Here is a 24,736-nt window from a genome sequence, read left to right as displayed (position 1 = left end):
CTGAACGTTCTTCGGATCACTGGTCGACCGGGTTCCCGCAGAAGCCGCAGAAACGATGTCCCTGGCCCAGTCGCATGCCGCACTGCGTGCAGAACTTCAGCTGCGCCTGTCCCCGTGGCGGCGAGAGGTCCGGCGGGTACGACCGCCCCTGCGGCGGCGACGGGTCCGGGGGGTGGGAGTGCCCGCCGGGCGGCGACGAGTCCACCGGCGTCTGGGCCGCCGGCCCGCCCGAGGGCGCCGGCCGCATGACCTCGGGCGACCGGGCGGCCTCGGCTCCGAAGACCCTGGTGACGGCGTACGGCGGCCAGGAGGGGCCGGCGTCACCGGCCTCGCCCGCCGGCCCGCCGCCCGGGTGACTGACGGGATAGGCGTCATGGTGGGCGTCGGCGTGGGCGAGGTCCTGGGGTTCGGGAGCGGCGTGACCGGCGGCGCTCCTGCGCCGCAGCAGCACGACGCCCACGACGAGCAGGACCAGGACCACGACGCCGCCCGCCGCCCAGACCAGTGGCGACACGGACGACTTGGGCTGCTCCGCCTGCACCGGACGGGCCGGCCGCTTGGCGCCCGAGTCCTCCGCCGTGCCCGCCTTGGCCTTGGCGACCCGCAGGTGGTCGGCCGCGACGGCGTGGTCGGGCCGGAGTTTGAGCACCTGCTCCAGCACCGGCGCCGCGTTCGAGTAGAGCTTGTTGTGGTAGGAGGCGAGCGCGTTCTCGTACACCACGTCGACCGGGCCGCGGCGGGGGGTGATCCCGACGCCGACGAGCGCGGTGCGGATCTCGTCGGCGGGCGTGATGGTCAGCGGGACGTCGCCGCCTCCGGCGAGCAGCCCGACGACCTCGCTCTTGCCGTCGTCGATGAGGGCCGCGCCGGGCGCGCCCTCGGCGAGGAGCCCGGCGAGCTTGGCGCGCTCGTCGTCCTTGAAGGTCCGGCTGCCCGGCGGGTCGAGGTGCGCGGTGTCGAGCTTGGGCGGCAGCTTGGCCGACGGCCTGCCGGTCAGCGTCATCACGTCGAGCGACGCGATGTTGCCGGCGATCGTGGTGCCCAGGGGCGCCGTGGGCAGAGACTGCTTCTCGCCGCCCTTGGTGACCTTGAGCACGGCCGGGGCGGCCGGGGAGGTCCCGGTCGTGAGGATCTGCGCGGGCAGCCCTCCGGTCGGCGGGTCGAGGTAGGGGTAGACGGTGACGTTCGTGGTGACCGTCGCGATGCAGGTCGAGTCGCTCTCCTGGGGCGGGTAGCACCCCTGGAGCCGCCGGTCGAGGTCGGGATCGTCGAGCGTGTGCCGTTTGAAGTCCGCCGGCACCTTGACCTTGAAGTATTCGGCGAACACCCGGTTCGCGGCGTACACCCGGGGGTCCTGGGCCGACTGCACGACCTGGGTGGCGGTCACGACCACCCCGTCGGGCGTGATGGTGAAGCCGCTGCCTCCGTCGAGGTCCACGTCGTACTTCCGGGCGATCTGCTTGATCACGCCGCGGTCGTCCAGCAGTGTGATGGACACGGTGGAGGACGACTCGACGCGTACGGCACCCGGGGTCACGCGGTCGGTGGAGCCGCTCGGGTGTGGGTGGAGCATGGGCGCCGCGAGCACGGCTAACGCGCCCAGCCCCGCGACAAGAGAGTGCAGGCGGGGCATTCTGCGTCTCCTCGGCCTTCTCGGATCGGTTAAAGCGTCTCAGTGCGGACGGTGCTCGACAAGCTGAGCACCGTGACTGACATCCACTTGATACAGGGCAATGATCAGTCAGTCACTTGACAACCACTTGCAGGGCGATTGCTGGGCAGATTCGACTGATGCGCGTTATGCCGGATAAGAGTTACGCTGCGCGTCATGCGCGTTTCCCCCCTTCGCTCGGTCCCCCGCGTCGATCTGCTGATCGGCCTGGCCATCATGGCGCTGGGCACCCTTGAGGCGTTCACGGTCGCCGGGAGCTACGGCGCGGCCGAGACACCCGAGCTGTGGTGGGTCGGGCAGGCGGTGGTCACCGGCGTGCTGGTCTGGTACCGCCGCAGGTCGCCGGTGACGGTCTTCATCCTGATGATCCTCGCGCAGTACGTGTGGCACCGGCAGGGCTACGAGCAGTGCCCCGTCTGGCAGCTCGCCGCGCTGCTCATCGTCTTCCACACGATCGGCGCCCACCTGCCGGTGCGGCACGGCGGGCCCTGGGGGCTGGCGGGCATCCTGATCTTCGACTCGGGCGCCGTCGACCACCGGTTCCTGCCGTTCGAGGAGGTCATCTTCCTCACCGTGATGTTCGGCTCGGCGTACGCCACGGGCCTGGCCCTGCGCGGCTATCTCCTGCGCGCGCACCGGATGGCCGATCGGGCGGCGCGCCTGGAGATGGAACGGGAGCGGCGGGCCGCCGAGGCCGTCGCCGCCGAACGGAACCGCATCGCCAGGGAACTGCACGACGTGGTGGCCCACAGCGTGAGCATGATGGTCATGCAGGCCGGGGCGCTGCGGCGCAGGATGGGCGTGGCGCGGGAGGACGGCCCCGGCCCAGAGGCGGCCATCCTCTCCGGCATCGAGCAGGCGGGCCGCGACGCGGTGGAGGAGCTGCGGATCATGCTCGGCGCGCTGCGGATGCCGCAGGACGAGGCGCTGCCCCAGCCGGGGCTCGACATGGTGCCCAACCTGATCTCGACGGTCGCGTCCTCCGGCCTGCGCGTCACGCTGGAGACCGAGGGCGACCCCGTACGGCTCGCGCCCGGTCTCGACCTGTCGGCGTACCGCATCGTCCAGGAGGCCCTCACCAACGCGGTCAAGTACGCCGGCGAGGCCGACGCCCGCATCGTCGTCGCCTACCGTCCCGACCGGCTGGAGCTGGAGATCGCCGACAACGGCGGGCGGGCCGCGACGGCGCTGTCCACGGGCAACGGACTCATCGGCATGCGGGAGCGGGCCGAGCTGTTCGGCGGCCGCCTGGAGGCGGGGCCGCGGCCGGAGGGCGGCTTCCGCGTCCGCGCGACGCTGCCGATCGCGCAGGCGGCGCCGATGAGCGAGGCGGCGAGTTGACGATCCGCATCGTCCTCGCGGACGACCAGGCCATGATCCGGGCGGGGCTGCGCATGGTCGTCGAGAGCGAGCCCGGCATGGAGATCGTGGGTGAGGCCGCCGACGGCGCCGAGGCCGTCGCCCTGGCGACCCGGGTGCGGCCGGACATCGTGCTGATGGACATCTCCATGCCGCGCATGGACGGCCTCGCCGCGGCCAGGCGGGTGCTCGACTCGCCCCATCCGCCCAAGGTCATCATGCTGACCACGTTCGACACCGACGAGAACCTGTACGCCGCGCTGCGGGCGGGCACCAGCGGCTTCCTGCTGAAGGTGTCGCCGCCCGAGCAGCTCGTGGAGGCGATCCGGGTGGTCGCCGCGGGGGACGGACTGCTCGACCCCGCGGTCACGACGCGGGTGATCGCGTCGTTCGCCGGCCGGCACGAGCCGGTGCGGCCCCCGCAGCTCGCCGAGCTCACCCCGCGTGAGCTGGAGGTGCTGCGGATGCTCGCCCGCGGCCACACCAACGCCGAGATCGCCAAGGAGCTCTTCGTCGGCGAGGCCACGGTCAAGACCCACGTCGCCCGCGTGCTCATGAAGCTGAACCTGCGCGACCGCGCTCAGGCGGTCGTGTTCGCGTACGAGTCGGGCGTGGTGACGCCGGGGTCGGCGCTCGGGTAGTACGACCGCCACTGGGCGTTCGTCATCTTGAGCACCTTGAGGCCGAGGTAACCCATCGCGATGACGGGGGCGCCCCAGAACGGGATCGTCGCCGGGCTGTAGGGCACCGCCACCGCGCCGAGGTAGCCCACGGCGACCACGGCCGGCACCCACCAGTGGACGAACCCGGTGCGCGAGACGGCCAGCAGGAGCAGCGGCAGCCCGACCATGCCGAAGTAGATCCACGGCAGCGTGAAGCCGAAGACGACGCCGGGGATGTCGAACACCTCGTTGAACATCTTCTCGCCCTGCTCGACCGGGTAGTGCTGCCCGAACCACCACTCCACGGGGTCCATGAGGAGCAGGGCCGAGACGCTCATGTACCCGATGATCGTCATTCCGCCCGCGATGTGCCCGAAGACGACGGACTTCTTGCGCACCAGGTGCAGCAGGCCGAAGGCCGCGATCGGGACGAGCATCCAGCTCCAGTGGTAGAGCGCCGACTCCAGCTGGGCCAGCGCCGGGTTGGCGCCGTAGCTGACCATCTCGCGGTCGTCGCCCCACGTGCCGGGGTCGACCAGGAGCGCGACGAACTGCAGCAGTGGCGCCACGAACAGCAGGACTCCGGTGACGCTTCGCCGGAAGGCCACCGAGTCGGACAGTTTGAACATCGATCTTTCCCCTTCGGGTCCGTCTTCCTACAGCCGGGGACCGTAGGTGACGGAACGCGGCGGACTCGTCCGCCGCCCGGATGATGCGTCCTCATCCGCTGGGGCTACTTATCGCCTTCAGGCGAGGTATGTGTATATTTTCCGGAAGACGGCTCACACTACGGGAGATTTTTCATGAAGGCTTTCCCGTCGGTCCTGTTCGACGAGGCGCACAGCGAGGCCTGGACCATCCGGCGGGAGGTCGCCGAGGCCATCAATCCCGCCCATCCCGACGACAACAGCTACGCGGAGGCCGCCGGGACGCTGCGGCGGCTCGGCCACACGGTCCGTGCGCACACCGAAGGTCCCGTCACCCCGGCCGTACTGGACGGGTGCGACGTCTTCGTGGTGGCGCACCCCTCCGACGCCCGCTGGGAGCGCACGACCGGCTCCGGCAGCCCGGTCTTCGCCGACGCGGAGATCGACGCCGTCGAGGCGTACGTCGCGGGCGGCGGCGGGCTGATCGTGCTGGCCGAGCACGAGCAGGACAAGTACGGCAGCAACCTCGGCGCCCTGCTCGCCCGCTTCGGGGTCACGGCCGAGCACGCGACCGTGCAGGACCCCGGCAACTGCCACAACACCGTGGCCACCTGGGTCCTCGGCGTCCCCTCCGCGCAGGCCGTGACCGAGCCCGGCGGCGTGGCCCAGGATCTGCTGGCGGAGGTCCGGCGGGCCTGCTTCTACCGCGCCGGGACGCTCGGCGTCCCCGCCGGGGCGACCGTGCTGTTCGCCGCCTCCGCGTCGGCCGACCCCGCGGGAGCCCCGCTCGCCGTCGCCGTACGGCACGGCAGGGGCCGGGTGGTCGTGCTGGCCGACTCCGACCTGTTCGGCGACGACTCGATCCGCGACTACGACCACGAGAAGCTGTGGGGCAACCTCGTGACCTGGGCCGCCCGGGTGCCCGAGGCGTCCGGAGCCGCGGCGCGCGACGCGCGGCACGAGGAGGTCGCGGCCGGGTTCGCCGCGCTCGCGGCCGCCGTGGAGCGGCTGCGCCCGCTGCAGGCCAAGGACGGCTCGGTCACCGGCGACCACGACGAGGCCGTGGCGTGCATCAGCGAGATCGTCGACGGCGTCGCGCGGCTCGCGCCGCACTTCCCGCACGACGGCGAGTATCTCGACGCCGTGATGAAGGACTTCCGCGCGTGGGTGGCGGCCGGGCTGGGCGTGCCCGACTTCCTCGACTCGCTGAACGCCTTCCACCCCGACACCCAGCGGACCGACGGCCTGGAGCACCTGGTCGTCTTCCCGATGTACACCCAGAACGGCAACCTCAACCGGAACGTCGAGGCGGTCTGGATCCGGGTCGTGTGGCCGGCGTGGCTGGCCGACCTGGAGCGGAACGGCTACGACAACCCGATGTTCGTGCCGATCGCGTTCGAGGGCTTCACCTCCGGATACGACACCAACTCGGCCGTGCTGTTCCCCGAGACCGTCGCGGTGCGGCAGACGCCGCCGCGCTTCACCTGGGGCGGCATCTTCTGCGACCGCGAGGCGGCCCGGTTCCGCCGGGTCAGCGAGGCGGCCGCCGCCACGCTCAAGCTGGAACTGCCGCCGGACGCCGCCCGGCTGCTCGCCTCGCAGGATCTCGCCCAGGACACGTTCGTGCTCTGGGACCTCGTCCACGACCGCACGCACAGCCACGGCGACCTGCCGTTCGACCCGTTCATGATCAAGCAGCGCATGCCGTACTGGCTCTACAGCCTGGAGGAGCTGCGCTGCGACCTCACGGCGTACGGCGAGGCCGTGAAGCTGGAGGCCGCGGGCGTGCCGCACGCGCGGTACGTGCAGTACGCCATCCTGTTCGACCGGCTGTTCCGGTTCCCGATCACCGGTGAGCGGGTGCGCAACTACGACGGGCTCGGCGGCCAGCTGCTGTTCGCCTACCTGCACCGGCAGGGCGTCGTCCGGTGGACCGACAACCGGCTCTCGGTCGACTGGCCGCGGGTCGCGGACGGCGTCGCCGACCTGCGCGCCGAGGTGGAGAAGCTCTACCGGGACGGCATCGACCGGTCCAAGCGCGCCCACTGGCTGGCCGCGCACCGGCTCGTGTCCGCGTACGTCGAGCCCGACCCGGCCTCGGTGTGGCAGCGGGGCGCGGAGGCGCTGCCCGCCGAGCAGAAGGCCATGGTCGACGCCGTGCTGCCCGACGAGTTCCCTCTGAGCATGTTCTACGAGGCGCTGCGCCGTAAGCTCACCGACGTGGTGGAGTCGACCCGGGGCATCCGGGCGTGAGCGCGGACCTGGAGGAACGTGCGATGAGCAGGGTGATCGTGGTCACCGGGGCGGGCGGCCCGGCCGGGCGCGCCGTCGTCGGGCGGCTCGCCGGCCGGGGCGACACCGTCGTCGCCGTGGACAAGACCGGGGCGGACGGGGCTCTGGCCGTCGACCTGCTCGACCGGGACGCCGTACGCGGCCTGGCCGAGCGGGTGCGCGCCGAGCACGGCCGGGTGGACGGCGTCGTCCACCTGGTCGGCGGCTGGCGCGGGTCGAAGACCTTCGCCGAGACCTCGCTCGACGACTGGGACCTGCTGCACGACCTGCTGATCAGGACCCTGCAGAACGTGTCGCTGGAGTTCGAGCCGCTGCTGCGGGCGAGCGGGGACGGCCGCTTCGTGATCGTGTCGGCCCGGGCGGCGCGCAAGCCCGTGAAGGGCGGCGCGGCCTACGCCGCCGCCAAGGCCGCCGCCGAGGCGTGGACGCTGTCGCTCGCCGACGCGTTCACCGGCACCTCCGCCGCGGCCGTGGTCCTCGTCGTCACCGCGCTGGTGCACGACGAGATGCGGGCCGCGAACCCGGAGAAGCCGTACCGTACCTTCACGGACGTGCAGGACCTCGCGGCGGCCGTCGAGGCCCTGTGGGACCAGGACGCGGCGGAGGTCAACGGTCGGCGGATCGACCTCACGCCCGATCCGGTCGGCTGACCCGGCGCTGTTCCGCTGAGTGTTGTGGGGAGAGATTTCGTGACAACCGATGCCGTACGGCGGCACGACCCGGCGATCCGCACCTTCGCGAGCGACAACTACGCGGGAGTGCATCCGGAGATCCTGGAGGCGATCGCCCTCGCCAACGAGGGGCACCAGGTCTCCTACGGCGACGACGTCTACACCGAGGCGCTGCAGGGCGTCTTCCGCCGCCACTTCGGCGAGCAGGCCGAGGCGTTCCCGGTCTTCAACGGCACGGCGGCCAACGTGGTGTCGCTGCGGTCGATGTGCGCGCACTGGGAGGCGGTGATCTGCCCGGAGACCGCCCACGTCAACAACGACGAGGGCGGCGCCCCGGAGGTCGTCGGCGGGTTCAAGCTGCTGACAGTGCCCACCCCGGACGGGAAGCTGACGCCCGATCTCCTCGACCGGCAGGCGTGGGGCTTCGGCGACGTGCACCGGGCCCAGCCCCGAGCCGTGACGATCTCGAACGCGACCGAGGTGGGCACCGTCTACACGCCCGACGAGATCAGGGCGCTCTGCGACCACGCGCACGAGCTCGGCCTGGGCGTCCACCTCGACGGCTCGCGGCTCACCAACGCCGCCGCCGCCCTGGACGTGCCGCTGCGCGCCCTGACCACGGACGCGGGCGTCGACGTGCTGTCGTTCGGCGGCACCAAGATCGGGCTGATGCTGGGCGAGGCCGTCGTCGTGCTCAACCCGTCGGCGACCAGGGGCCTGCCGTACCTGCGGAAGACCGGCATGCAGCTGGCTTCCAAGATGCGGTTCGTGTCGGTGCAGTTCGAGGCGCTGCTCGCGGGCGATCTGTGGCTGCGCAACGCGCGGCAGGCCAACGCGATGGCCCGGCGGCTCGCCGCGGCCGTACGGGACCTGCCCGGCGTGACCGTGCCGCGGCCGGTCGAGGCCAACGGGGTCTTCGCGATCCTGCCCGCGGACGTGGCCGACCGGCTGCGCAAGCGGTTCCAGTTCTACAACTGGGACGAGCAGATCGGCGGGGGGATGATCGAGGTGCGGTGGATGTGCGCCTTCGACACCACCGAGGCAGACGTGGACGCCTTCGCCGCCGCGCTCGCCGAGGAACTGCGCGCCTAGGGAGTGCCTCTCCCCGGGATCAGGGACCTGGACTGCCGGCCGACGGGAGATCCGGTCTGGCGGGAGCCTCCCGGCTGGGCCAGGCGATGTCGTCGACCGCCAGGAACGGCTCGCCCGCCACGTTCGCCGGGGTCACCCCGATGAACTCCATGACGTCTCGATGCAGATGGGACTGGTCGGCGTAGCCGGCCTCCACCGCGACCCGGGCCGCGCTGCCGCCCGCGACCAGGCGGTGGGCGGCGTGATCGAAGCGGACCAGCTTCGCGGCGCGCTTGGGCGGCAGGCCGATCTGTGCGTGGAATCGGGACCACAGGCGCTTACGGCTCCAGCCGAGCTCGGCGGCCAGCCGGTCGACCCGGACCAGGCCGCGACCTCCGGCGATCCGGCGCCAGGCCCAGGCCACCTCAGGGTCCACCGGCGGCCCCGCCTCGTGCCGGCGGGCGAGCAGCGCGCCGGTCAACGCGAAGCGATCCTCCCAGGAGGAGACGTCGGCCAGCCGCTCACGGATCCGCGACGCCTCCCGGCCCCACAGGTCGTCGAGGGCCACCACGGCGCCGTCGAGGTCGGCGGGGGAGACGCCCAGAATCGCGCGTGCGATGACCGGGGACAGGCGTACCTGCACGCACTCGACGTTCTCCCCCCGTGCCCAGGCCGCGCCTCCGGAGCCGAGCCCGGGCCCCGCGACGAGGCTTCCGCGCTGCTGCCGCCCGGCGGCGTAGTCCACGACGGGCGAACCGGCGCCGAATTCCAGCAGCAGCGTCACGGCCGGGTGCGGGACCATCCGGAGCGCGTCCAGGTCGCCGACGCGGAACCCGGCCATGGCGACACCGGCCATCCGGCCGGGCCCCCGCGGACAGGCGACGTCCCACACCGTCTCACCGTGCACGAAAGCCGACACGACCGCCAGGCTATGCCGAGCGCCGCGCGGACCGACCGGAGGGAACGACCGAGGGGAACATTCGTCCAAGACGCCCGCGCGCACCGGCGGCGACAGTGGGCGCATGACTGTTTCCGAAGGCGATCGGCGTGCGGAAGCCGAGACCACCGAAAGTTCGACGCTGTCCCTGGACGACGGCGACATCCACGTGTGCCAGGACGGCCCCCGCGACGCCCCGGCACTCCTGCTGATCCACGGGTCCGCCTCCTCGGCCCGCTCGTGGGACTCCCTGGTTCCGCTGCTGACCTGCTCGCATCGCGTCATCCGGATCGACCTGCTCGGGCACGGGCGGTCGGCCAAACCGGCCGGCCCGAGCTACGCGACCCCGGACCAGGGACGCCGGGCCGGCGTGGTACTGGACCGGCTCGGCGTCGAGCGCGCGATCGTGGTCGGTCATTCCAGCGGCGGCGCGGTCGCCACCGCTCTCGCCGAGCAACGCCCCGACCTGGTGATCGCGCTCGTGCTCATCAACACCGGACCCGGCATGGCCGCCTTCATCGCATCCGAGTCCGCCGCGATCGCACCGTCGCAGTGGCCGCCGGCCGACGAGCAGATCCGCCGGTTCGCGAGCACCGGTTTCAGCCGCGCGGGCTATCGGATCCCACAGGAGCTTCTGGACGAGGTACGCATGATGACCTACCACACGCTCACCGCGACGATGGTGGGCACCCGCGCCTACCTGGAGGAACAGGCGCTCCCGGAGCGGCTGACGGCCCTCGGCAAGCCGCTTTTGGTGATCTTCGGCGAGGACGACCGCAGGTGGCGATCCTCGTCCGCCGCCGGCTACCGGACGGTTCCGGGCGCGAAGGTCGAGTTGCTGCCCGGTCTCGGGCACTCGCCCATACTCGAGGATCCGGCGAGGACCGCCGGCCCCCTGCTGGCCTTCACGGCGATCCACGCCGGGAGGGGCTGAGGGCCCGGCCGCCGTCACCCCCAGCCGACGGCGGGCCGGCCGGGGAGGGTCACGGCGCGGGGAGGGTCACGGTGCGGGGAGGGGCTGGGCGCCGCGGGCGGCCAGGAACTCCTTCATCGTGCGGATCTCGGCGTTCTGGCTGTCGACGATGTGCTGGGCGAAGGCCCGCACCTCCTCCCGCGACGAGAGCCGGAGCAGGCCCTCGGCCATCTCCACCCCGCCCTGGTGATGGCGGATCATGAGCTGGAGGAAGAGGATCTCGGCGTCCTTGCCGGTGGCCGCCTTCAGCCTGTCCATCTCGGCGGGAGTGGCCATGCCGGGCATGGTCCCGCCGGGCGCCATGGCGGTGGCGGCCCCGCCGCCGTGGCCGTGCCCGGACATCCAGGCCATCGGGGGGCGGCTCGCACTCTGGTCCAGCCCCCACTGCTGCAGCCAGCCCATGAAAATTCCACGTTGCGTGCTCTGCGTCGTGATGATGTCGTACGCCAGGCCGCGCAGCGCCTGGTCGGAGGTCTTGTCGCGGAGGGCGAAGGACATCTCGACCGCCTGGGCGTGGTGGACCCCCATGTCCCGCGCGAACCCCGCCTCGGGGGAGGAGTCCGAGGGCGTTCCCTGCCTGGTGAAGAACACCACGAGCACCGCCGCCGCGAGCAGTACGGCGATCAGCCCGAGGACGGGGAAGGAGCGCCGGGGCGGGGAGGCGGTCTCCACCGAGGCGTCGAGGTCAGTGCTCATCGCCCACAGGGTACCGCCGCGAAACAAGATCTACCCGAAGTGGTAGGTATAGCCACTATTCTCCATACCCAGCGGGGGCGTCAGTGATCAGTGCTTGGAGGAGCGATGACCAAGGAGAAGGCGCAGGCGAGGCGTGAGCACCTCGCCCGCATGCGCGCCGACCAGAAGCGCAAGGAGCGGCGCGCCGCGCTTCTCATGTGGGGCATAGGCGGCCTCGTCATCGTGGTCCTGGTCGCTCTTGTCGCCGTCTGGGTGGTGAAGGACCGTTCGGGCAAGTCGCTCGGCGCGGTCAAGTCCTTCAACTACAAGGGCTCCGACCACTCCTGGGCGAAGGTGGACTACAAGGAGAACCCACCCGTCGGCGGCCAGCACAACTACTACTGGCAGAACTGCGGCATCTACGACAAGCCCATCCACAACGAGCACGGCGTCCACTCGCTGGAGCACGGCGCGGTGTGGATCACGTACCGTCCGGACCTGCCGAAGGCGGAGGTCGACAAGCTGAAGACCATCGCCTCGGCCGACTACATGCTGCTGAGCCCGTACCCGAACCTGCCGGCCAAGGTCGTCGCCTCCTCGTGGGACCACCAGATCACCCTCGACGGTGCTGAGGACCCCCGCCTGCCGGAGTTCGTGAAGAAGTACAAGCAGAACCCGACCTACACCCCCGAGTACGGCGCGTCCTGCACGGGCGGCGTCGGCACCACCTCCGAGCAGCCGCTCCCGCCGCCGCAGGCGGAGACCAGCCAGGAGCCGATGCCCAGCGCGTCCCCCTGACCGGGGTAGTAGCCCCTCCTGGAGGGACTCAGGGAACCAGCAGGCGGTCCACGGGCACGGCTTCGAGCCCGTGGGCCTCGGCCACCGGGCGGCTCGCGAGGTGGCCCTGATGGGTGCTCAGGCCGAGGGCGAGCGCGGGGTCGGCGGTCAGCGCCCCGCGCCAGCCCAGGTCGGCGATCGACAGCGCGTACGGAAGCGTCACGTTGGTCAGCGCGTACGTCGAGGTGTGCGGCACCGCCCCGGGCATGTTGGCCACGCAGTAGAACACCGAACCGTGCACCCGGTAGACCGGGTCGGCGTGCGTGGTCGGCCGGGTGTCCTCGAAACAGCCGCCCTGGTCGACGGAGATGTCGACGAGCACCGACCCCGGCTTCATCCGGGCCACGAGATCGTTGCTCACCAGGGTCGGCGCCTTCGCGCCCGGCACGAGCACCGCGCCGATCACCAGATCGGCGTCCACCACCGCCCGCTCGACCTCGTACGCGTTGGACGCGACGGTCTGGCAGTCGCCCCGGAAGACCAGGTCTGCCTGGCGCAACCGGTCGACGTCTCGGTCGAGCAGCAGCACCTGGGCCCGCATGCCGACGGCGACGGCGGCGGCGTTCATGCCGGACACCCCCGCGCCGATCACCACGACCTTGGCCGGATAGGTGCCGGGGACGCCGCTCATCAGCACCCCCCGCCCGCCGCCCTGCCGCATGAGGTGGTAGGCGCCCACCTGGGGAGCCAGCCGCCCGGCGACCTCCGACATCGGCGCGAGCAGCGGCAGCGTGCGGTCGGGCTGCTGCACGGTCTCGTACGCGATGCCGGTGACGCCCGACTCCAGCATGGCCCGGGTGCACGGCTCCGATGCGGCGAGGTGGAGATAGGTGAACAGCACCTGGCCCGCGCGCATCCGGTGGTACTCGTCCGGTTCGGGCTCCTTGACCTTCAGGATCAGGTCGCTCTCCGCCCACACCTCGTCGGCGGAGTCGAGGATCACCGCCCCCGCGGCGGCGAAGTCCTCGTCGGGGATCGCCGACCCCCGTCCGGCGTCCTGCTCCACGACGACCTGGTGGCCTTTGCGGACGAACTCGTTGGCCCCGGCAGGGGTGAGCGCGACGCGATACTCATGGGTCTTGATCTCTCGGGGCACTCCCACCTTCATGTTCTCACTGTCTGCTCCCCGTGTTTGCCCTGGCAGCGGGCAACGAGCAACAATTTGGCTGGCATTCATGACAAATGGTCAGGATTGGAAGCCACTGAACCGCATATGGTCGCCCGGTTACCTACCGTTGGCATAGGTCGGTAGGCTCTGCGAGCGATGTCAGGGATCGAGGTGGGGATGCAGAACGCGCCCGTGCCGGGAGACGAGGAACCCGGTCCGCGGCCCGGCGGACCGACCCCGGGGACTGAGACGGCACCGTTGCAGAGCGTGGCAGGCCCGGACGACGCCGGCGGTGTGCCCGCCGGGACGTACGGCCGGCCCGGCGGCAGGCACGCCGCACCGTACGGCCCGCCCGGCGGCAGCCACGCCGCGGAGTACGGCGTGCCCGGAGACGGACCGGGTGCGGCCGGCGACCCGTACGGCCCGCAGGAGATCCCGCCGGACGGGTTCGGGCAGACCGAGGTGATCGGCGCCGTTCCCGGCGTGGGCGGCGACCCGTACGGTCCCCGCGTGACCGATGACCCGTACGGGGTCGCGGGCCTCCCCGACGACGGCTTCCGCGACGCGGAGGTACCCGCGGGGCTCGGCGCGCCCGGGCATCCCGGCGCCGCTGGGCCGGACGACCTGCCCCCCGGCGTGTTCGCCGACGTTCCTCCGGGCGTCCCCCTCGACGTTCCTCCCGGCGTTCCCGTCGAAGTGCTCGCCGACCTTCCTCCCGTTCCGTCCGACGTCGTGGTCGAGGTGGTCGAGGAGGCTCCGGCCGATGTGCCCCTCGACGCACCCGCCGGCCCCGCGGCTCCGGAGGGGCCGTCGGAGCCGCGCGCGGCGAGGGGGACGACGATCGCCCTCGTGGCGGCGCTCGTGACGGTGGTCGTGATGTCCGGCGTCCTCGGGGCGGTCGCGGTCCTGATGACCCGCAATCCGGACGCGCCCCCGCTCAAGCAGACGCCTGTCCACACGTTGACCACCCCCGTGCACTTCGCCCCGGTCACCGGGGTGCGGCCAGCGCCCTGCGAGGGGACCGACGCGATCCCGGACGACAAGGGAACCACCTGCTACCTGCTCGACCCGGGCGTCACGGTCAAGACCGTGCAGAAGATCGAGGAGGTGCCCGACAACGACGGCACCTATTCGGTCCGGCTCGTGCTGTCGCCGTCGAGCCGGGAGGAGATCGCCCAGCTCACCCGGGACACCGTCAAGCAGCAACTCGCGGTCGTGGTGGGCGAGAAGGTCGTCGCGGCGCCCCGCGTCGCCCAGGAGATCACGCAGGACAGCCTCGGCATCGCGGGCTTCGACAAGGCGCAGGCCGACGCGATCATCGGGTTGCTGACCGGAGGATCGGCCCCCGCGGGCCAGCAGCAGAACCCCACGCCCGGCGCCGGCCAGCCGGACGGAACCCAGCAGGGCGGAACTCAGCCAGGCGGGACTCAGCCGGGTGGAACCCAACCCGGTGGAACCCAGCCGGGTGGCACGCAACCGGGCGGAACCCAGCCGGGTGGGACCCAGCCGGGTGGGACCCAGCCGGGCCTCGACCAGTCCGGCACCAACCAGAACGCCCCTCAGCCCGGCTCGACCCCGCCCGGCGTCTCCCAGCAGAACGGCGGGCAGGGCACGATCAGCTCCGGCTCCCGCACCGGCGCCGCGCAGCCCGGTGCCACGCAGGCCGCTCTCACCTCGGCGGGCGCGGGCGGAGGGAACGGCGGCCGGTACGCCTCGTGCAAGGAGGCGAAGGCCCACGGCGCCGGGCCGTACACGAAGGGCCGTCACCCCGAGTACGACTGGTACGTCGACGTCGACCACGACGGCGTCGCCTGCGACCCCGACGACATGGTCTGACCCTCGCCCCGTCAGGCATACGGCGCGACGGGAACGCCCGCCGGGGCTGTCCGGCGGGCGTGCAAGCCGCGGGCAATCGGGGTGCAAGCAGAGCCCGGTAGCGTGCGGAGCGTGTCAGCACCATGGTTGCGAGGCGTGGCCGGTCCGGCCGTCGCCGCCGCGTTGCTTCTCCCCGCCGCTCCGGCGCTCGCGCACTCCGCGCACTCCACTGCGCACTCCGCCGCGCACTCCACTGCGCAGGCCCCGGCCCCGTCCGCCGCACAGGCGGCGTCCATGGGGCTCAGGCCCGCGCCCGCGACGGTCGCCAAGAAACTCTTCGGCGCGTGGCTGCGCCGGGACCGCCACGCGGCCTCCCGGGTCGCCACCGCCGGCGCGGTCTCCACGATCTTCGCCTACCCCTTCCGGGCCCCGGACAGGTTCGCGGGCTGCACCGGAGGGCGCGACTGCCGGTTCGTCCACACCAGCGTGAACGTCCCGGGCGGGCTCGACGGCATCCTGATGGTCGTCTCGGGCTCGAAGGTCGTGAAGGTGTACGAGTCCCGGCACCTCGTCAAGCCGTCCGCCGCGGCCACCCACCTCTTCAAGGCGTGGCGCACGGGCGACCGCTACCGGGGTCTGGAGGCCGCCACGAACAGGGCCGTCACCACGCTCTTCCGGAACAGGTTCGACCCCAAGGGCGTGGCCTACATCTTCCAGGGCTGCAACCGCGACTCGAAGGGCTACAGCTGCGCCTACTCCTACGAGGGCGGCGCGATGTTCATGCGGCTGGGCGGCTCGAAGGCCCGCGGCTACGAGGTGACCTCCATCGGCTACATCGCCGACTGAGCCCGCGAGCGGACCGAGCCGGCGAGCCGGCCGGTCCTCAGGGCCGGGAGGCCGGCACGAGGGCGATGTCCTCGGGCCGGATCGGCACCCGGGAGAGATCCAGGCCCGTCGCGGCCCTGACGGCGGCGGCCACGGCCGGGGTCGACGACAGCGTGGGCGGCTCGCCCGCCCCGCGCAGCCCGTACGGCGCGTGCGGGTCGGGGTTCTCCAGGATCGACAGCCGCATCGGCGGCATGTCGAGGATGGTGGGGATCAGGTAGTCGGTGAACGAGGGGTTGAGCACCCTGCCCTCGCTGACCTGGATCTCCTCCATCAGCGCGAGCCCCAGCCCCTGCGCCGAGCCGCCGTGGATCTGCCCTTCGAGGGCGAGCGGGTTGAGGATCTTCCCCACGTCCTGCACGGCGGCCAGTTCGACGACCCTGACCAGGCCGAGATCCACGTCGACGTCGACCACCGCGCGATGCACGCACAGCGCGAGCTGGGTGTGGGAGTTCCCCTGGCCGGTGACCGGGTCCATCGGGAAGGTCGGCCGGTGGCGGAACTCCCGGGTCTCCTCCACCGGCCCGGACCGCTCCAGCACCTCAGAGAGCGACAGCCCGGGATGCGCCGCGCGCAGCGCGCCGAGGCGTTCCCGCACCGCCACGCAGGCGGCCCGGACGGCCCCGCCCGTGACGTACGACTGGCGGGACGCCGAGGACGACCCGGCCGAGCCGACCGCGGTGTCCGCCGGGGCGACGGTGACCCGCTCGATGCCCAGCTCCGTACGGGCGATCTGGGCCTGCACGGTGACGAGGCCCTGCCCCACCTCGGCGGCGGCGGTGTGCACGAGCACGTGCGGCTCGTCACCGGCGAGCTCGACCCGCACCCGCGCCGTCGAGTAGTCGTCGAAGCCCTCGGAGAAGCAGATGTTCTTGATGCCGACGCCGTAGCCCACGCCCCGCCGCACGCCTTCGCCGCGCGTCGCCTGGGCCACACCGCCCGGCAGCAGGCGCAGGTCGGGCCCGGCGCCGTCCGCCCCCGCGCCGTCCGGGCCGGCGGGCGGCGGCTCGGCGGGCAGCGGCATCGCGGCCAGTTCGGCGAGCATCTCCGCGAGCGGCGCGGGGCTGTCGATCAGCTGCCCGGTGGCCAGCCGCGATCCCTGCGACACCGAGTTGCGGACCCGGATCTCCACCGGGGACAGCCCGCAGGCCGCCGCGAGCCGGTCCATCTGCGACTCGTACGCGTAACAGGCCTGCACCGCCCCGAACCCGCGCATCGCGCCGCAGGGCGGGTTGTTCGTGTAGACGCCGTACGCGTCGATCCAGACGTTGTCCACCTCGTACGGCCCGACGCCGAGGGAGGCGGCGTTGCCGACCACGGCGGGCGTGGACGAGCAGTAGGCCCCGCCGTCGAGCAGGATCTCGGCCCGCACGTAGACGAGCCGCCCGTCGGCGGTCGCGCCGTGCTCGTACCTCATCCGGGCGGGATGCCGGTGGACGTGGCCGAAGAACGACTCCTCGCGGCCGTACACCATCTTGACGGGGCGGCCGGTCCGCAGCGCCAGCATCGAGGCGTGGACCTGCATCGACAGGTCCTCTCTCGCGCCGAACGCGCCGCCGACCCCGGCGAGCGTCAGGCGCACCCTATCCGCCGGCAGGCCCAGGCACGGAGCCACCTGACCCTGGTCGACGTGCAGCCACTGTGTGGCGACGAACAGGTCCACACCGCCGTCCTCGGCGGGCACGGCCAGTCCCGACTCCGGACCGAGGAAGGCCTGGTCCTGCATGCCGACCTCGTACTCGCCGGTGACGACCACCTCGGCCTCGAAGGTGCTCCCCACCCTGACCGGCTGGTGCCGTACGACGTTGCCCCCGGGGTGGACGGCCGGGCAGGACGGGTCGAAGGCGGCGCGGCGGGGGTCGACGACGGACGGCCGCACCTCGTAGTCCACGACGATCGCGGCGGCGGCCCGGCGTGCGGTCTCCGGATGGTCGGCGGCCACGATCGCCACAGGCTCGCCCTGGTAGCGGACCTGGTCGATCGCCAGCACCGGCTGGTCCCGGTGCTCCAGCCCGTAGAACCTCTCACCGGGGACGTCCTCGTGGGTCAGCACGGCGAACACGCCGGGCATCGCGAGGGCGGGGCCGACGTCGACCGAGCGGATCCACGCCGACGGGTGCGGGCTGCGCAGGGTGGCGCCCCAGAGCATGCCCTCCAGCCACAGATCCGAGGAGTAGGCGAACTCCCCGCTCACCTTCAGCCTGCCGTCCGGGCGCGGCACGCTCTCGCCGAGCCCCGAACCCGGCCCCGAGGGGCGCTGGGTGTCCGTCGTCATCGGCCGCGTCATGCTCGTAGTACAGCAACCGGACCGGGCCCCGGCCTATCGGCGTGGTCATGGGAAACGGGACGGCGGACGGGGTCGATGCTTGTACATACCTCCAAATAGGCTGTCGGTCGTGCTGCTTCGTGATCTGCTCTCCGCCCCGGAGCTGCGGCTCGTCCTGCTGACGGGCGACGAGACGCCGGACCGTGAGATCGGCGGGGTGCTCATCACCGACCTGCCCGACCCCCGGCGCTACCTGTCGGGAGGCGAGCTGGTGCTGACCGGGCTCATGTGGCGGCGGTCTCCCGGCGACTCCGCGCGGTTCGTGGCCGCCCTCGCGGAGGCGGGGGTGGCCGCTATCGGCGCGGGCGACGCGCGGCTCGGCATGGTGCCCGACGACCTGGTGGCGGCCTGCCGCGAGCACGGCCTGCCGCTGCTGGAGGTGCCCGTCGAGGTGTCGTTCGGCGCCGTCACCGACTTCGTGGGCCGGCGCGTCGCCGCCGTGCAGGCCGGTGACCTGCGCGGCGCTCTCGGGCGGCACCGCAGGATCGTGGCGGCGGTGGCCGAGGGAGCGGGGCTGGGGGAGCTGTTCGCGCTCGTGGAGACCGAGCTCGGCGTCACGGCCGCCGTGGTGTCCGCCTGCGGTTCCGTCGTCGCGGGCGCCCTGCCCGAGGACCAGGCCGTACGGCTGGCCCGCGACTACCTCGCCGCCGTCCGCCTGCCCGTGGTGGTGGACCGCGGCGGGCGGTTCACGCTGTTCGCCGTGGACCGCGCGCACCGGGCCGCCGGCTGGGCCCTCGTGTGCCGGGGCGAGGTCGACGCGGAGATCGGCTTCGAACTGGCGGCCTGCGTCGCGCTGGAGCGCACCCGGGCCGAGGCGGGCCGGCGGGTGGAACGGCGGCTGGCCGAACAGCTGATCGCCCTGGCCTGCTCGGGAGGGGAGCCGACGGAGCTGTCGGCGCGGCTGCGGACCTGCGGCGTCGACCCGGCGGAGCCGTACGCGCTGGTCGCCGCGGCGGCGAGCCGGCGCGGGGCGACCGACGGCCCCGACCCCGCCCTGCTGGGCGGCCAGGTAGTAGAGGAGCTGCTGGACCGGCGGGTGGTGGCGGTGGCCGGGGCGGACGCGTCGGTGACGCTGGTCCCGCTGCGCGGCGACGCGTACGGCGACGACCGCGACGCCCTCGCGGAGCGGCTGCGCGACCGGGCGGCGGTGATCGCGGCCGGGCTGCCGGCGCTCACCGTGTCGGTGGGGGTGAGCGGGGCGCTGACCGGCCCGCAGGCCATCCGAGGCGGGGTGGAGGAGGCGGGCCACGCCCGGCGGCTGGCCGCGGCGCGCGGCGGGGGAGTCGTCACCGGCGACGAGATCTACACGCACGCGCTGCTGCTGGCGACCACGCCGGGCGAGGTGCGGTCGTCCTTCGCCGAGCGGCTGCTCGGGCCGCTGTTCGACTACGACCGGCGGCACGGCGCCGAGCTGGTGCGCACGCTCGGCGCGTTCCTCGACTGCACCGGTTCGTGGAACGCCTGCGCCGAGCGCCTGCACGTTCACGTCAACACGGTGCGTTACCGGATCAGGCGGGTCGAGGAGCTGACCGGCAGGGACCTGTCGTCGATGGCCGACCGCGTCGACCTCTTCCTCGCCCTGCGCGCCGGGTAGCCCCCGCCGCGGTCAGCGGCTCAGCGCCTCCTCCGCGGAGCGCGGCGGCGGGACCTCCACCCCGGGGAACGCCTCCCCGATCTCGCGAAGCTCGTCCTCCGCCTGACGGCGTAGCTGCTCGTCCCCGGATCGCTGCCCGATGGCCAGCGACCTCAGGGCACAGCGCAGTGCCGGTTCGGGCTCACCGAGCAGGCGATGCGCCTTCGCCAGCCTGCCGAGCAGATGGCCTTCACGTCCTCGCTGGCCGCTCTCGTGGGAGAGGCGGAGGCCGCGTTCCAGGTAGTCCCTGGCGGTCGACGGATCGCCCTGGTCCAGACACAGCTCGGCGAGGAAAAGAAGGCTTATGGACTCGTGATGCCGGTCCCCGGCGACTCGAGCGAGTCCGAGTGCCTGTTCGAGCAGGCTCATCGCCGCGGCAGTGTCGCCCAGACCTCGGCGTGCGCTCCCCGCCATGAGCAGGGAGTGCCGCTCTCCCACCGCGGAACCGATCTCCTGGGCGATGGCGTTCTGCACTTCGGCGCTCTCTAAAGCTTCCGCGTACCGCCCGATCTCGATCTGCGCCACGCTCAGGTTACCCAGGGCACGCATCTCGCCGAACCGGTCGCGCAGTGTGCGTCGCAGTTCGAGCTCGGTCTCCTGATGCGGTACAGCCTCATCCAGCTGTCCGAGGTTCCCGAGCGCTCCGGCGATCTGGCCGTGTGCGAGAGCCTGAATGTCCAGATCATCCGCACGTCTCCCGACGAGGAGCGTCTGACGGCTCAGTTCGAGTTGCTCTCTGTAACGCGCCTCACGGATGAGCTGCCAGGAGAGAGCCAACCCTACGTAGGCTCCGAGGCGGGTGATCTCGTCGTCCTCGCTCGCCATCGCCTGAGAGGCGGTGGAGATGACATGTGCCAGCTCCTTGCCCAGCCAGGCTCTGGCCTTGGCGGAGGTATCCAGCGCCAGTGGGCGCTGCGGCACATCGGGCCAGGGAAGGTGCACGCGGTGGGGATCGAGCAGGGTGCTGGCGTGACGTGAGGTCGCGCCGTAGAAGCCGAGCGCCCGCAAGAGCGCGTCCTTGCGCGCCTGTGGCGTGAGGCGGGTGTCCGCGAGTTCGATCGTGAACAGCCTCACGAGGTCGTGCGGCTGGTAGCGACCGGCTTCGCTGCTCTCCAGCAGATGTGCCCGCACGAGACGGTCGAGGGCGCGTTCGGCGGCGTCGGCGGGCTCGCCGACGAGGGCGGCCACCACGTCGGCGGTCACGCTCGCCACGTGCAGGACGCCGAGATGACACAGCGTCCGCGCGGCCAGCCGATCGAGCGCGCCGCCGCGGGCGAGCCCTTCGTAGCTCAGCTCCAGACTGGACCGCACGGCGATCTGGCCCGACTCCAGCTCGTGCAGCGTGCGCCGCCGGTCCTCCAGCCTCCCCCCGAGGTCCCGCACGCTCCAGTCCGGTCGCTCGCCCAACCGGGCGGCGGCCAGGCGCAGGGCGAGCGGCAGCCCGCCGCACAGTTCGACCAGATGGGATGCGGCGGCCGGATCCCCCGAGATCCGCTCCGCCCCGACGAGCTTCGACAGTACGGTGACTCCCTCGGATCGCCGCATCCTACGGAGGACGATCCGCACGCAGTCGTCGGCCACGGCGAAGGACTCCCGGCTCGTGATGAGCACGGTGTTGCCCGACGGCAGGCCCAGCAGGGAGCGGACCTGCTCCGGCCCGGCCGCGTCGTCGAGCACGATGAGGGTCCTGCGGCCGTCCAGCCGGTCGCGCAGCACCGCCGCGGCCTCGTCCTCCTCGGACGGCACGGCCTTGCCCTCCAGCCCGAGGGCACGCAGGAGCCTGCCCAGCACGCCGATCGGCTCCAGACACTCCACGCCTGGCGTCGCTCCCAGGAGGTTCACGTAGAGCTGGCCGTCGGGGAACGCGTGGGCCGCGGTGTGCGCGGCATGCACGGCCAAGGCGGACTTGCCCGTTCCGGGGGCGCCGGTGATCGCGACCACGGCCTGTGGGAACCCGCCATCCCAGGGGGTGAGCAGAGATCGCAGGCGAACCAGCTCCTCGACCCGGCCCACGAAGCCGGTGGCCGCGCGCGGAAGCTGACGCGGAGGACGAGGCTGCACGCCGACAGTGGTCGTCTCGCTCTGCGCCGGGTCCAGGGAGGGGTCGGCCCGCAGGATCAGCTCGTACCGCTCGCGCAGGGCCTCGCCGGGGTCCAGCCCGAGCCGCTCGGCGAGTAACTGCTTGATGTCCAGGTAGGTGTCGAGCGCGTCGGCCTGCCTGCCCGATCGATAGAGCGCCAGCATGAGCAGGTCACGGGACCGCTCCCGCAGGGGAGCCTCCGTGACCAGTTCGGTGAGGGCCCCCACGGCCTCCTGGTGAAGTTCCAGATCGAGCAGCGCGCCGGCCCGGTCCTCCAAAGCCGTCAGGCGCAACTCCTCCAGCCGGATTCGCTCGCCCTCGGCGAAGGGGCCGGGGACGCCGCAGAGGGCGGGCCCCGACCAGCAGTCCGAGGCGGCGTCCAACGTCCGCAGGACGCCACGCGGATCCTCCGTGGCCTGGAGCCGCCGGGCCTCGGCCAGGTGGCGTTCGAAGTCGCCGACGTCCGCCTCCACCGCCCCACGCTCCAGCACATAGCCCCGCGAGCGGGAGATCAGCGTGGTGTAGGGGCCACGCCGGCCCGGCGCCCTCTCCAGTACCCGCCGCAGACCGGCGATGTAGGTGTAGACGCTCTGTTCGGCGGTGTTCGGCGGTCGATCCCCCCAGAGTCCGCCGATGAGCGTGTCCTTCGTGACGATCCGCCCCGCACGGGCGGCGAGGACACACAGGGCCGCACGCTGCAGCGGCGGCCCGAGGTCGACGGTCCGGCCCTCACACCAGGCCGCCACAGGCCCAAGCAGTTGCAGGCGATACGGTGAGCCTTGCGACGTTCCGTGCTCTTTCGCGTTATCCATACGTCGTCGGACTCCAAGCCGTGACGGACCAGACGCGTTCTGTGGAAGCCTGTCAGGAGTAGTTGAAGGCCCCGGGCATGGGAAGTCCATGACCGCACCTCATCGCACCCCCGACGTTCCTCCGCTACTACGAATTACGAAGTCATCCCCGTGTTCGCCCTCGTGACGGACCTTGCTCCCCCAGTTTGGCAGAACTACAAATATGCCAGCACATATCTAGATTCCGTCTAGATATGAAGATGGCGTGGTCCTGGTCCCGGGCGGGACGACATGCGCTCCGTGTCCGCGAGGCGGCGCTTGGCGGAAGCGTATGATGAGCCCGCGCAAGCGACGGTTTGATAGCTTTTGTGTCGCTACGGGGGCTAAGGCCGCTGTAGGGCGCTTCGCTCGGGCCACGACGCGATGGGTCCAGGGCTGCGGAGGCGGCCTGGGAGGCGCATGTCGCGCTTGCCGTCGCCACGACCGAGAGAGAAATCGCTTCTATTCGCATCGACCAGAGAAATGGAAGCTGGGCTCGTGAATATTCCGCTGATTCGATACCGGCACTCGCTGAAATGGTTGCCGAGATTTCTCTCCTCCCCTGTGAATTGATTCTCGCACAGAGGGGATCGATAAGGGGTGCTCCGGGTTGACTTCTCAAGCCGAGTGCGGCGCGAATAATTCCCCGGATGCGATGGAGTGGCTGTGGTCGCGATTTCCATTGCGGGCACCGGGGCGTCAGGGTGGCTGCATGGACGCCGGGCGGTTATTGATCTTCATCTCCGGCGTCCTAGCACGGCTACCAGGCGGCTTCGATCAGCAGCAGTCCAACATGAGTGTATTTTTCGTCAGCATAGGAGACGGGGAGGCACTCGCTGGCGTAACATCGCCACCAACGGCCAGTATGGCGGAAATGATGATGGTAAGAACGGGTAGGGCAAGGCGGCGCACGGTGGATCTCCCATCAGCTCAGACTGCCGGGCCTACAATATTGCAGGAGTTGCCAATGGCGGCGCAAGATCTGGTCGGACAGCGCATCAAGGCGATTCGCCGTCAGCGCGGGCTCTCGCAAGCGCAGTTGGCGCATCCCGAGCTTTCCGATAGTTATGTATCACTGATCGAAAGCGGCAAGCGTACCCCCACCCCCGCGGTCCTGGAACTACTCGCGCAGAAGCTGGACTGCTCGCTGACCTACCTCGTCAACGGCGTCACGGCCGAGCAGATGCAAGACCTGGAAGTCGGCCTCAGCTTCGCCCGCATGACACTGGAGAACGGTGAAGTCGCCGAGGCGCGCCGCCGGTATGCCGAACTGCTCGCTGACGGCAACCTTCTGGGTCTGGCCTCGCTCCGCGTCGAGGCCCGCTACGGCTACGCGTTGGCCTCCGAGGCATGTGGCGAGCTCGCCGAGGCCATCTCCACGCTCGAGGAGCTCGGGAAGTCCGAGGTGGACACGATGGCGCCGGAGCGCAAGATAGCCGTAGCCCTGGCGCTGTGCCGGTGCCATCGCGAGCGGGGCGACTACTCCGCTGCCGTCCAGGTCGGCGAGCGCGCGCTGGAGACGCTGGCCCGATCCGGATGGAGCGACGCTCTGGTCGAACTCGGCGCCACCCTGCTTAGCGTCTACATGGCGCGCGGCGACATGCTGCGGGCAGGGCACTTCGCGGCCGAACTGATCGCGGCTGCGGAGGTCCTGGGCACCCCGCGGGCAGCAGTCGCGTCGTCCTGGAACGCCGCCCATGTGGCCGAGCGGGCGGGACGCGGGGAGGAAGCGCTTGCCCTGATCGAGCGTGCGCTGGCGATCCAGTCCGAGACCGGTGAGCCGCGCAACCTCGCTCGTCTCCGGCAGACGCACGCGAACATGGTCCTCAGGCTGCACCCTGAGGAGTCGGAGAAGGCGCGCGACCTCCTGGTCAGGGCGCAGCGGGAGATGGAGGCCAGCGCGACCAGCGCCTTCGACAGAGCCCAGGGCGCCCTCGATCTCGCCTGGGCGGAGATCGTCCTCCAGCATCCCGAGCAGGCCGTGGAGTACGCACAGGCGGCCGTGGACCTGGTCCGCGGCACCTCGGGGTGGCTGGAGACACGGGCCGCCCTGCTGCTCAGTCAGGCGCGTTTCCTGCTTCATGAGGACGACGAGGCGGCGGCGGAGCTGAACACGGTGAGTCGCTGGCTGGAGAACGCGCTCCCCACGCGGAAGACGACCGAGGACTGGATGACGATCGCGGAGCTTCGTCGGCGGATCGGTGACGACCGGCAGAGCGTGGCCGCCTACCAGCGGGCCCTCGCCTGCGCCGGGCTGTGACAG

Annotated in this window: 18 protein-coding genes; 11 read left to right on the top strand and 7 right to left on the bottom strand. The window is 71.7% G+C overall.

All coding sequences use genetic code 11. From position 1 onward, the window contains the following. Nucleotides 1–16: 16 nt before the first annotated feature. Nucleotides 17–1,633, bottom strand: coding sequence for a zinc ribbon domain-containing protein (locus tag HHX40_RS02130; RefSeq protein ID WP_182879203.1), 1,617 nt, complete (start codon nucleotides 1,631–1,633; stop codon nucleotides 17–19). Nucleotides 1,634–1,828: 195 nt separating this feature from the next. On the opposite strand from HHX40_RS02130, the gene HHX40_RS02125 reads away from it, so the two are divergent. After that, nucleotides 1,829–3,013: a sensor histidine kinase gene (locus HHX40_RS02125; protein WP_182877203.1), complete on the top strand. Its 1,185-nt coding sequence runs from the start codon at nucleotides 1,829–1,831 to the stop codon at nucleotides 3,011–3,013. Next, on the top strand, nucleotides 3,010–3,672 hold the full coding sequence (locus HHX40_RS02120) for a response regulator (protein WP_138461286.1): 663 nt from the start codon (nucleotides 3,010–3,012) through the stop codon (nucleotides 3,670–3,672). The genes HHX40_RS02125 and HHX40_RS02120 overlap by 4 nt, the downstream gene beginning before the upstream one ends. Here the strand turns inward: HHX40_RS02120 and HHX40_RS02115 are convergent. Next, on the bottom strand, nucleotides 3,612–4,322 hold the full coding sequence (locus HHX40_RS02115) for a hypothetical protein (protein WP_182879202.1): 711 nt from the start codon (nucleotides 4,320–4,322) through the stop codon (nucleotides 3,612–3,614). The genes HHX40_RS02120 and HHX40_RS02115 overlap by 61 nt on opposite strands. A gap of 174 nt (nucleotides 4,323–4,496) precedes the next feature. Between HHX40_RS02115 and HHX40_RS02110 the strand changes: the two genes are divergently transcribed. Genes HHX40_RS02110 through HHX40_RS02100 form a run of 3 tightly spaced genes read left to right on the top strand, consistent with a single transcriptional unit; the run spans nucleotide 4,497 to nucleotide 8,395 of the window. After that, entirely contained in the window at nucleotides 4,497–6,593 is a 2,097-nt protein-coding gene (locus HHX40_RS02110; RefSeq protein ID WP_182879201.1) for a DUF6421 family protein, read from the top strand. Nucleotides 6,594–6,616: 23 nt separating this feature from the next. Further along, nucleotides 6,617–7,282: an SDR family oxidoreductase gene (locus HHX40_RS02105; protein ID WP_182879200.1), complete on the top strand. Its 666-nt coding sequence runs from the start codon at nucleotides 6,617–6,619 to the stop codon at nucleotides 7,280–7,282. A gap of 39 nt (nucleotides 7,283–7,321) precedes the next feature. Next, nucleotides 7,322–8,395: a threonine aldolase family protein gene (locus tag HHX40_RS02100; protein ID WP_182879199.1), complete on the top strand. Its 1,074-nt coding sequence runs from the start codon at nucleotides 7,322–7,324 to the stop codon at nucleotides 8,393–8,395. A 19-nt stretch (nucleotides 8,396–8,414) separates the two neighbouring features. On the opposite strand, the gene HHX40_RS02095 is transcribed toward HHX40_RS02100, so the two are convergent. Then, nucleotides 8,415–9,293 (bottom strand): helix-turn-helix domain-containing protein, encoded by an 879-nt coding sequence (locus tag HHX40_RS02095; protein WP_310737902.1) that lies wholly within the window; start codon nucleotides 9,291–9,293, stop codon nucleotides 8,415–8,417. Nucleotides 9,294–9,396: 103 nt separating this feature from the next. On the opposite strand from HHX40_RS02095, the gene HHX40_RS02090 reads away from it, so the two are divergent. Further along, the gene (locus HHX40_RS02090; RefSeq protein WP_182879197.1) at nucleotides 9,397–10,245 is read left to right on the top strand and encodes an alpha/beta fold hydrolase; all 849 of its coding nucleotides are present in this window, start codon (nucleotides 9,397–9,399) and stop codon (nucleotides 10,243–10,245) included. Nucleotides 10,246–10,311: 66 nt separating this feature from the next. On the opposite strand, the gene HHX40_RS02085 is transcribed toward HHX40_RS02090, so the two are convergent. Continuing rightward, complete coding sequence (locus HHX40_RS02085) at nucleotides 10,312–10,980, bottom strand: DUF305 domain-containing protein (protein ID WP_182879196.1); 669 nt, start codon at nucleotides 10,978–10,980, stop codon at nucleotides 10,312–10,314. A 105-nt stretch (nucleotides 10,981–11,085) separates the two neighbouring features. On the opposite strand from HHX40_RS02085, the gene HHX40_RS02080 reads away from it, so the two are divergent. Next, nucleotides 11,086–11,757, top strand: coding sequence for a DUF3105 domain-containing protein (locus tag HHX40_RS02080; protein WP_182879195.1), 672 nt, complete (start codon nucleotides 11,086–11,088; stop codon nucleotides 11,755–11,757). Between the two features lie 28 nt (nucleotides 11,758–11,785). On the opposite strand, the gene ald is transcribed toward HHX40_RS02080, so the two are convergent. Beyond that, nucleotides 11,786–12,904: an alanine dehydrogenase gene (gene ald, locus HHX40_RS02075; protein ID WP_182879194.1), complete on the bottom strand. Its 1,119-nt coding sequence runs from the start codon at nucleotides 12,902–12,904 to the stop codon at nucleotides 11,786–11,788. Between the two features lie 267 nt (nucleotides 12,905–13,171). Here ald and HHX40_RS37515 point away from each other — a divergent pair, with 267 nt between their 5' ends. Together HHX40_RS37515 and HHX40_RS02065 are read left to right on the top strand one after the other, a co-directional pair. Beyond that, nucleotides 13,172–14,740 (top strand): SecDF P1 head subdomain-containing protein, encoded by a 1,569-nt coding sequence (locus HHX40_RS37515; RefSeq protein ID WP_182879193.1) that lies wholly within the window; start codon nucleotides 13,172–13,174, stop codon nucleotides 14,738–14,740. A 111-nt stretch (nucleotides 14,741–14,851) separates the two neighbouring features. Continuing rightward, a complete protein-coding gene (locus HHX40_RS02065; RefSeq protein ID WP_182879192.1) occupies nucleotides 14,852–15,565 on the top strand; it encodes a hypothetical protein in 714 nt (237 codons plus the stop codon). Nucleotides 15,566–15,602: 37 nt separating this feature from the next. Here the strand turns inward: HHX40_RS02065 and HHX40_RS02060 are convergent, their stop codons facing one another. Beyond that, the gene (locus HHX40_RS02060; protein ID WP_259403201.1) at nucleotides 15,603–17,891 is read right to left on the bottom strand and encodes a xanthine dehydrogenase family protein molybdopterin-binding subunit; all 2,289 of its coding nucleotides are present in this window, start codon (nucleotides 17,889–17,891) and stop codon (nucleotides 15,603–15,605) included. Nucleotides 17,892–18,000: 109 nt separating this feature from the next. Here HHX40_RS02060 and HHX40_RS02055 point away from each other — a divergent pair, with 109 nt between their 5' ends. Then, nucleotides 18,001–19,524 carry a PucR family transcriptional regulator gene (locus tag HHX40_RS02055; protein WP_182879191.1) on the top strand — a complete coding sequence of 508 codons (1,524 nt, stop codon included), beginning with the start codon at nucleotides 18,001–18,003 and terminating at the stop codon, nucleotides 19,522–19,524. 12 nt (nucleotides 19,525–19,536) lie between these two features. Here the strand turns inward: HHX40_RS02055 and HHX40_RS02050 are convergent, their stop codons facing one another. Beyond that, complete coding sequence (locus tag HHX40_RS02050) at nucleotides 19,537–22,389, bottom strand: AfsR/SARP family transcriptional regulator (protein WP_182879190.1); 2,853 nt, start codon at nucleotides 22,387–22,389, stop codon at nucleotides 19,537–19,539. 1,051 nt (nucleotides 22,390–23,440) lie between these two features. Between HHX40_RS02050 and HHX40_RS02045 the strand changes: the two genes are divergently transcribed. Then, the gene (locus HHX40_RS02045) at nucleotides 23,441–24,733 is read left to right on the top strand and encodes a helix-turn-helix domain-containing protein (RefSeq protein WP_182879189.1); all 1,293 of its coding nucleotides are present in this window, start codon (nucleotides 23,441–23,443) and stop codon (nucleotides 24,731–24,733) included. Nucleotides 24,734–24,736 lie beyond the last annotated feature (3 nt).

The organism is Microbispora sp. H10949, from assembly GCF_014161435.1.
Lineage (GTDB): Bacteria > Actinomycetota > Actinomycetes > Streptosporangiales > Streptosporangiaceae > Microbispora > Microbispora triticiradicis.
The sequence above is the reverse complement of the archived record's forward strand: the minus strand, read 5'-3'. Positions and strand labels throughout refer to the sequence as shown.

Bases quoted from the DNA above. Each gene is read 5' to 3' on its own strand.
- HHX40_RS02130 (WP_182879203.1), bottom strand. From the start codon at position 1,633: ATGCCCCGCCTGCACTCTCTTGTCGCGGGGCTGGGCGCGTTAGCCGTG.
- HHX40_RS02125 (WP_182877203.1), top strand. From the start codon at position 1,829: ATGCGCGTTTCCCCCCTTCGCTCGGTCCCCCGCGTCGATCTGCTGATC.
- HHX40_RS02115 (WP_182879202.1), bottom strand. From the start codon at position 4,322: ATGTTCAAACTGTCCGACTCGGTGGCCTTCCGGCGAAGCGTCACCGGA.
- HHX40_RS02110 (WP_182879201.1), top strand. From the start codon at position 4,497: ATGAAGGCTTTCCCGTCGGTCCTGTTCGACGAGGCGCACAGCGAGGCC.
- HHX40_RS02105 (WP_182879200.1), top strand. From the start codon at position 6,617: ATGAGCAGGGTGATCGTGGTCACCGGGGCGGGCGGCCCGGCCGGGCGC.
- HHX40_RS02090 (WP_182879197.1), top strand. From the start codon at position 9,397: ATGACTGTTTCCGAAGGCGATCGGCGTGCGGAAGCCGAGACCACCGAA.
- HHX40_RS02085 (WP_182879196.1), bottom strand. From the start codon at position 10,980: ATGAGCACTGACCTCGACGCCTCGGTGGAGACCGCCTCCCCGCCCCGG.
- HHX40_RS02080 (WP_182879195.1), top strand. From the start codon at position 11,086: ATGACCAAGGAGAAGGCGCAGGCGAGGCGTGAGCACCTCGCCCGCATG.
- ald (WP_182879194.1), bottom strand. From the start codon at position 12,904: ATGAAGGTGGGAGTGCCCCGAGAGATCAAGACCCATGAGTATCGCGTC.
- HHX40_RS02060 (WP_259403201.1), bottom strand. From the start codon at position 17,891: ATGACGCGGCCGATGACGACGGACACCCAGCGCCCCTCGGGGCCGGGT.
- HHX40_RS02045 (WP_182879189.1), top strand. From the start codon at position 23,441: ATGGCGGCGCAAGATCTGGTCGGACAGCGCATCAAGGCGATTCGCCGT.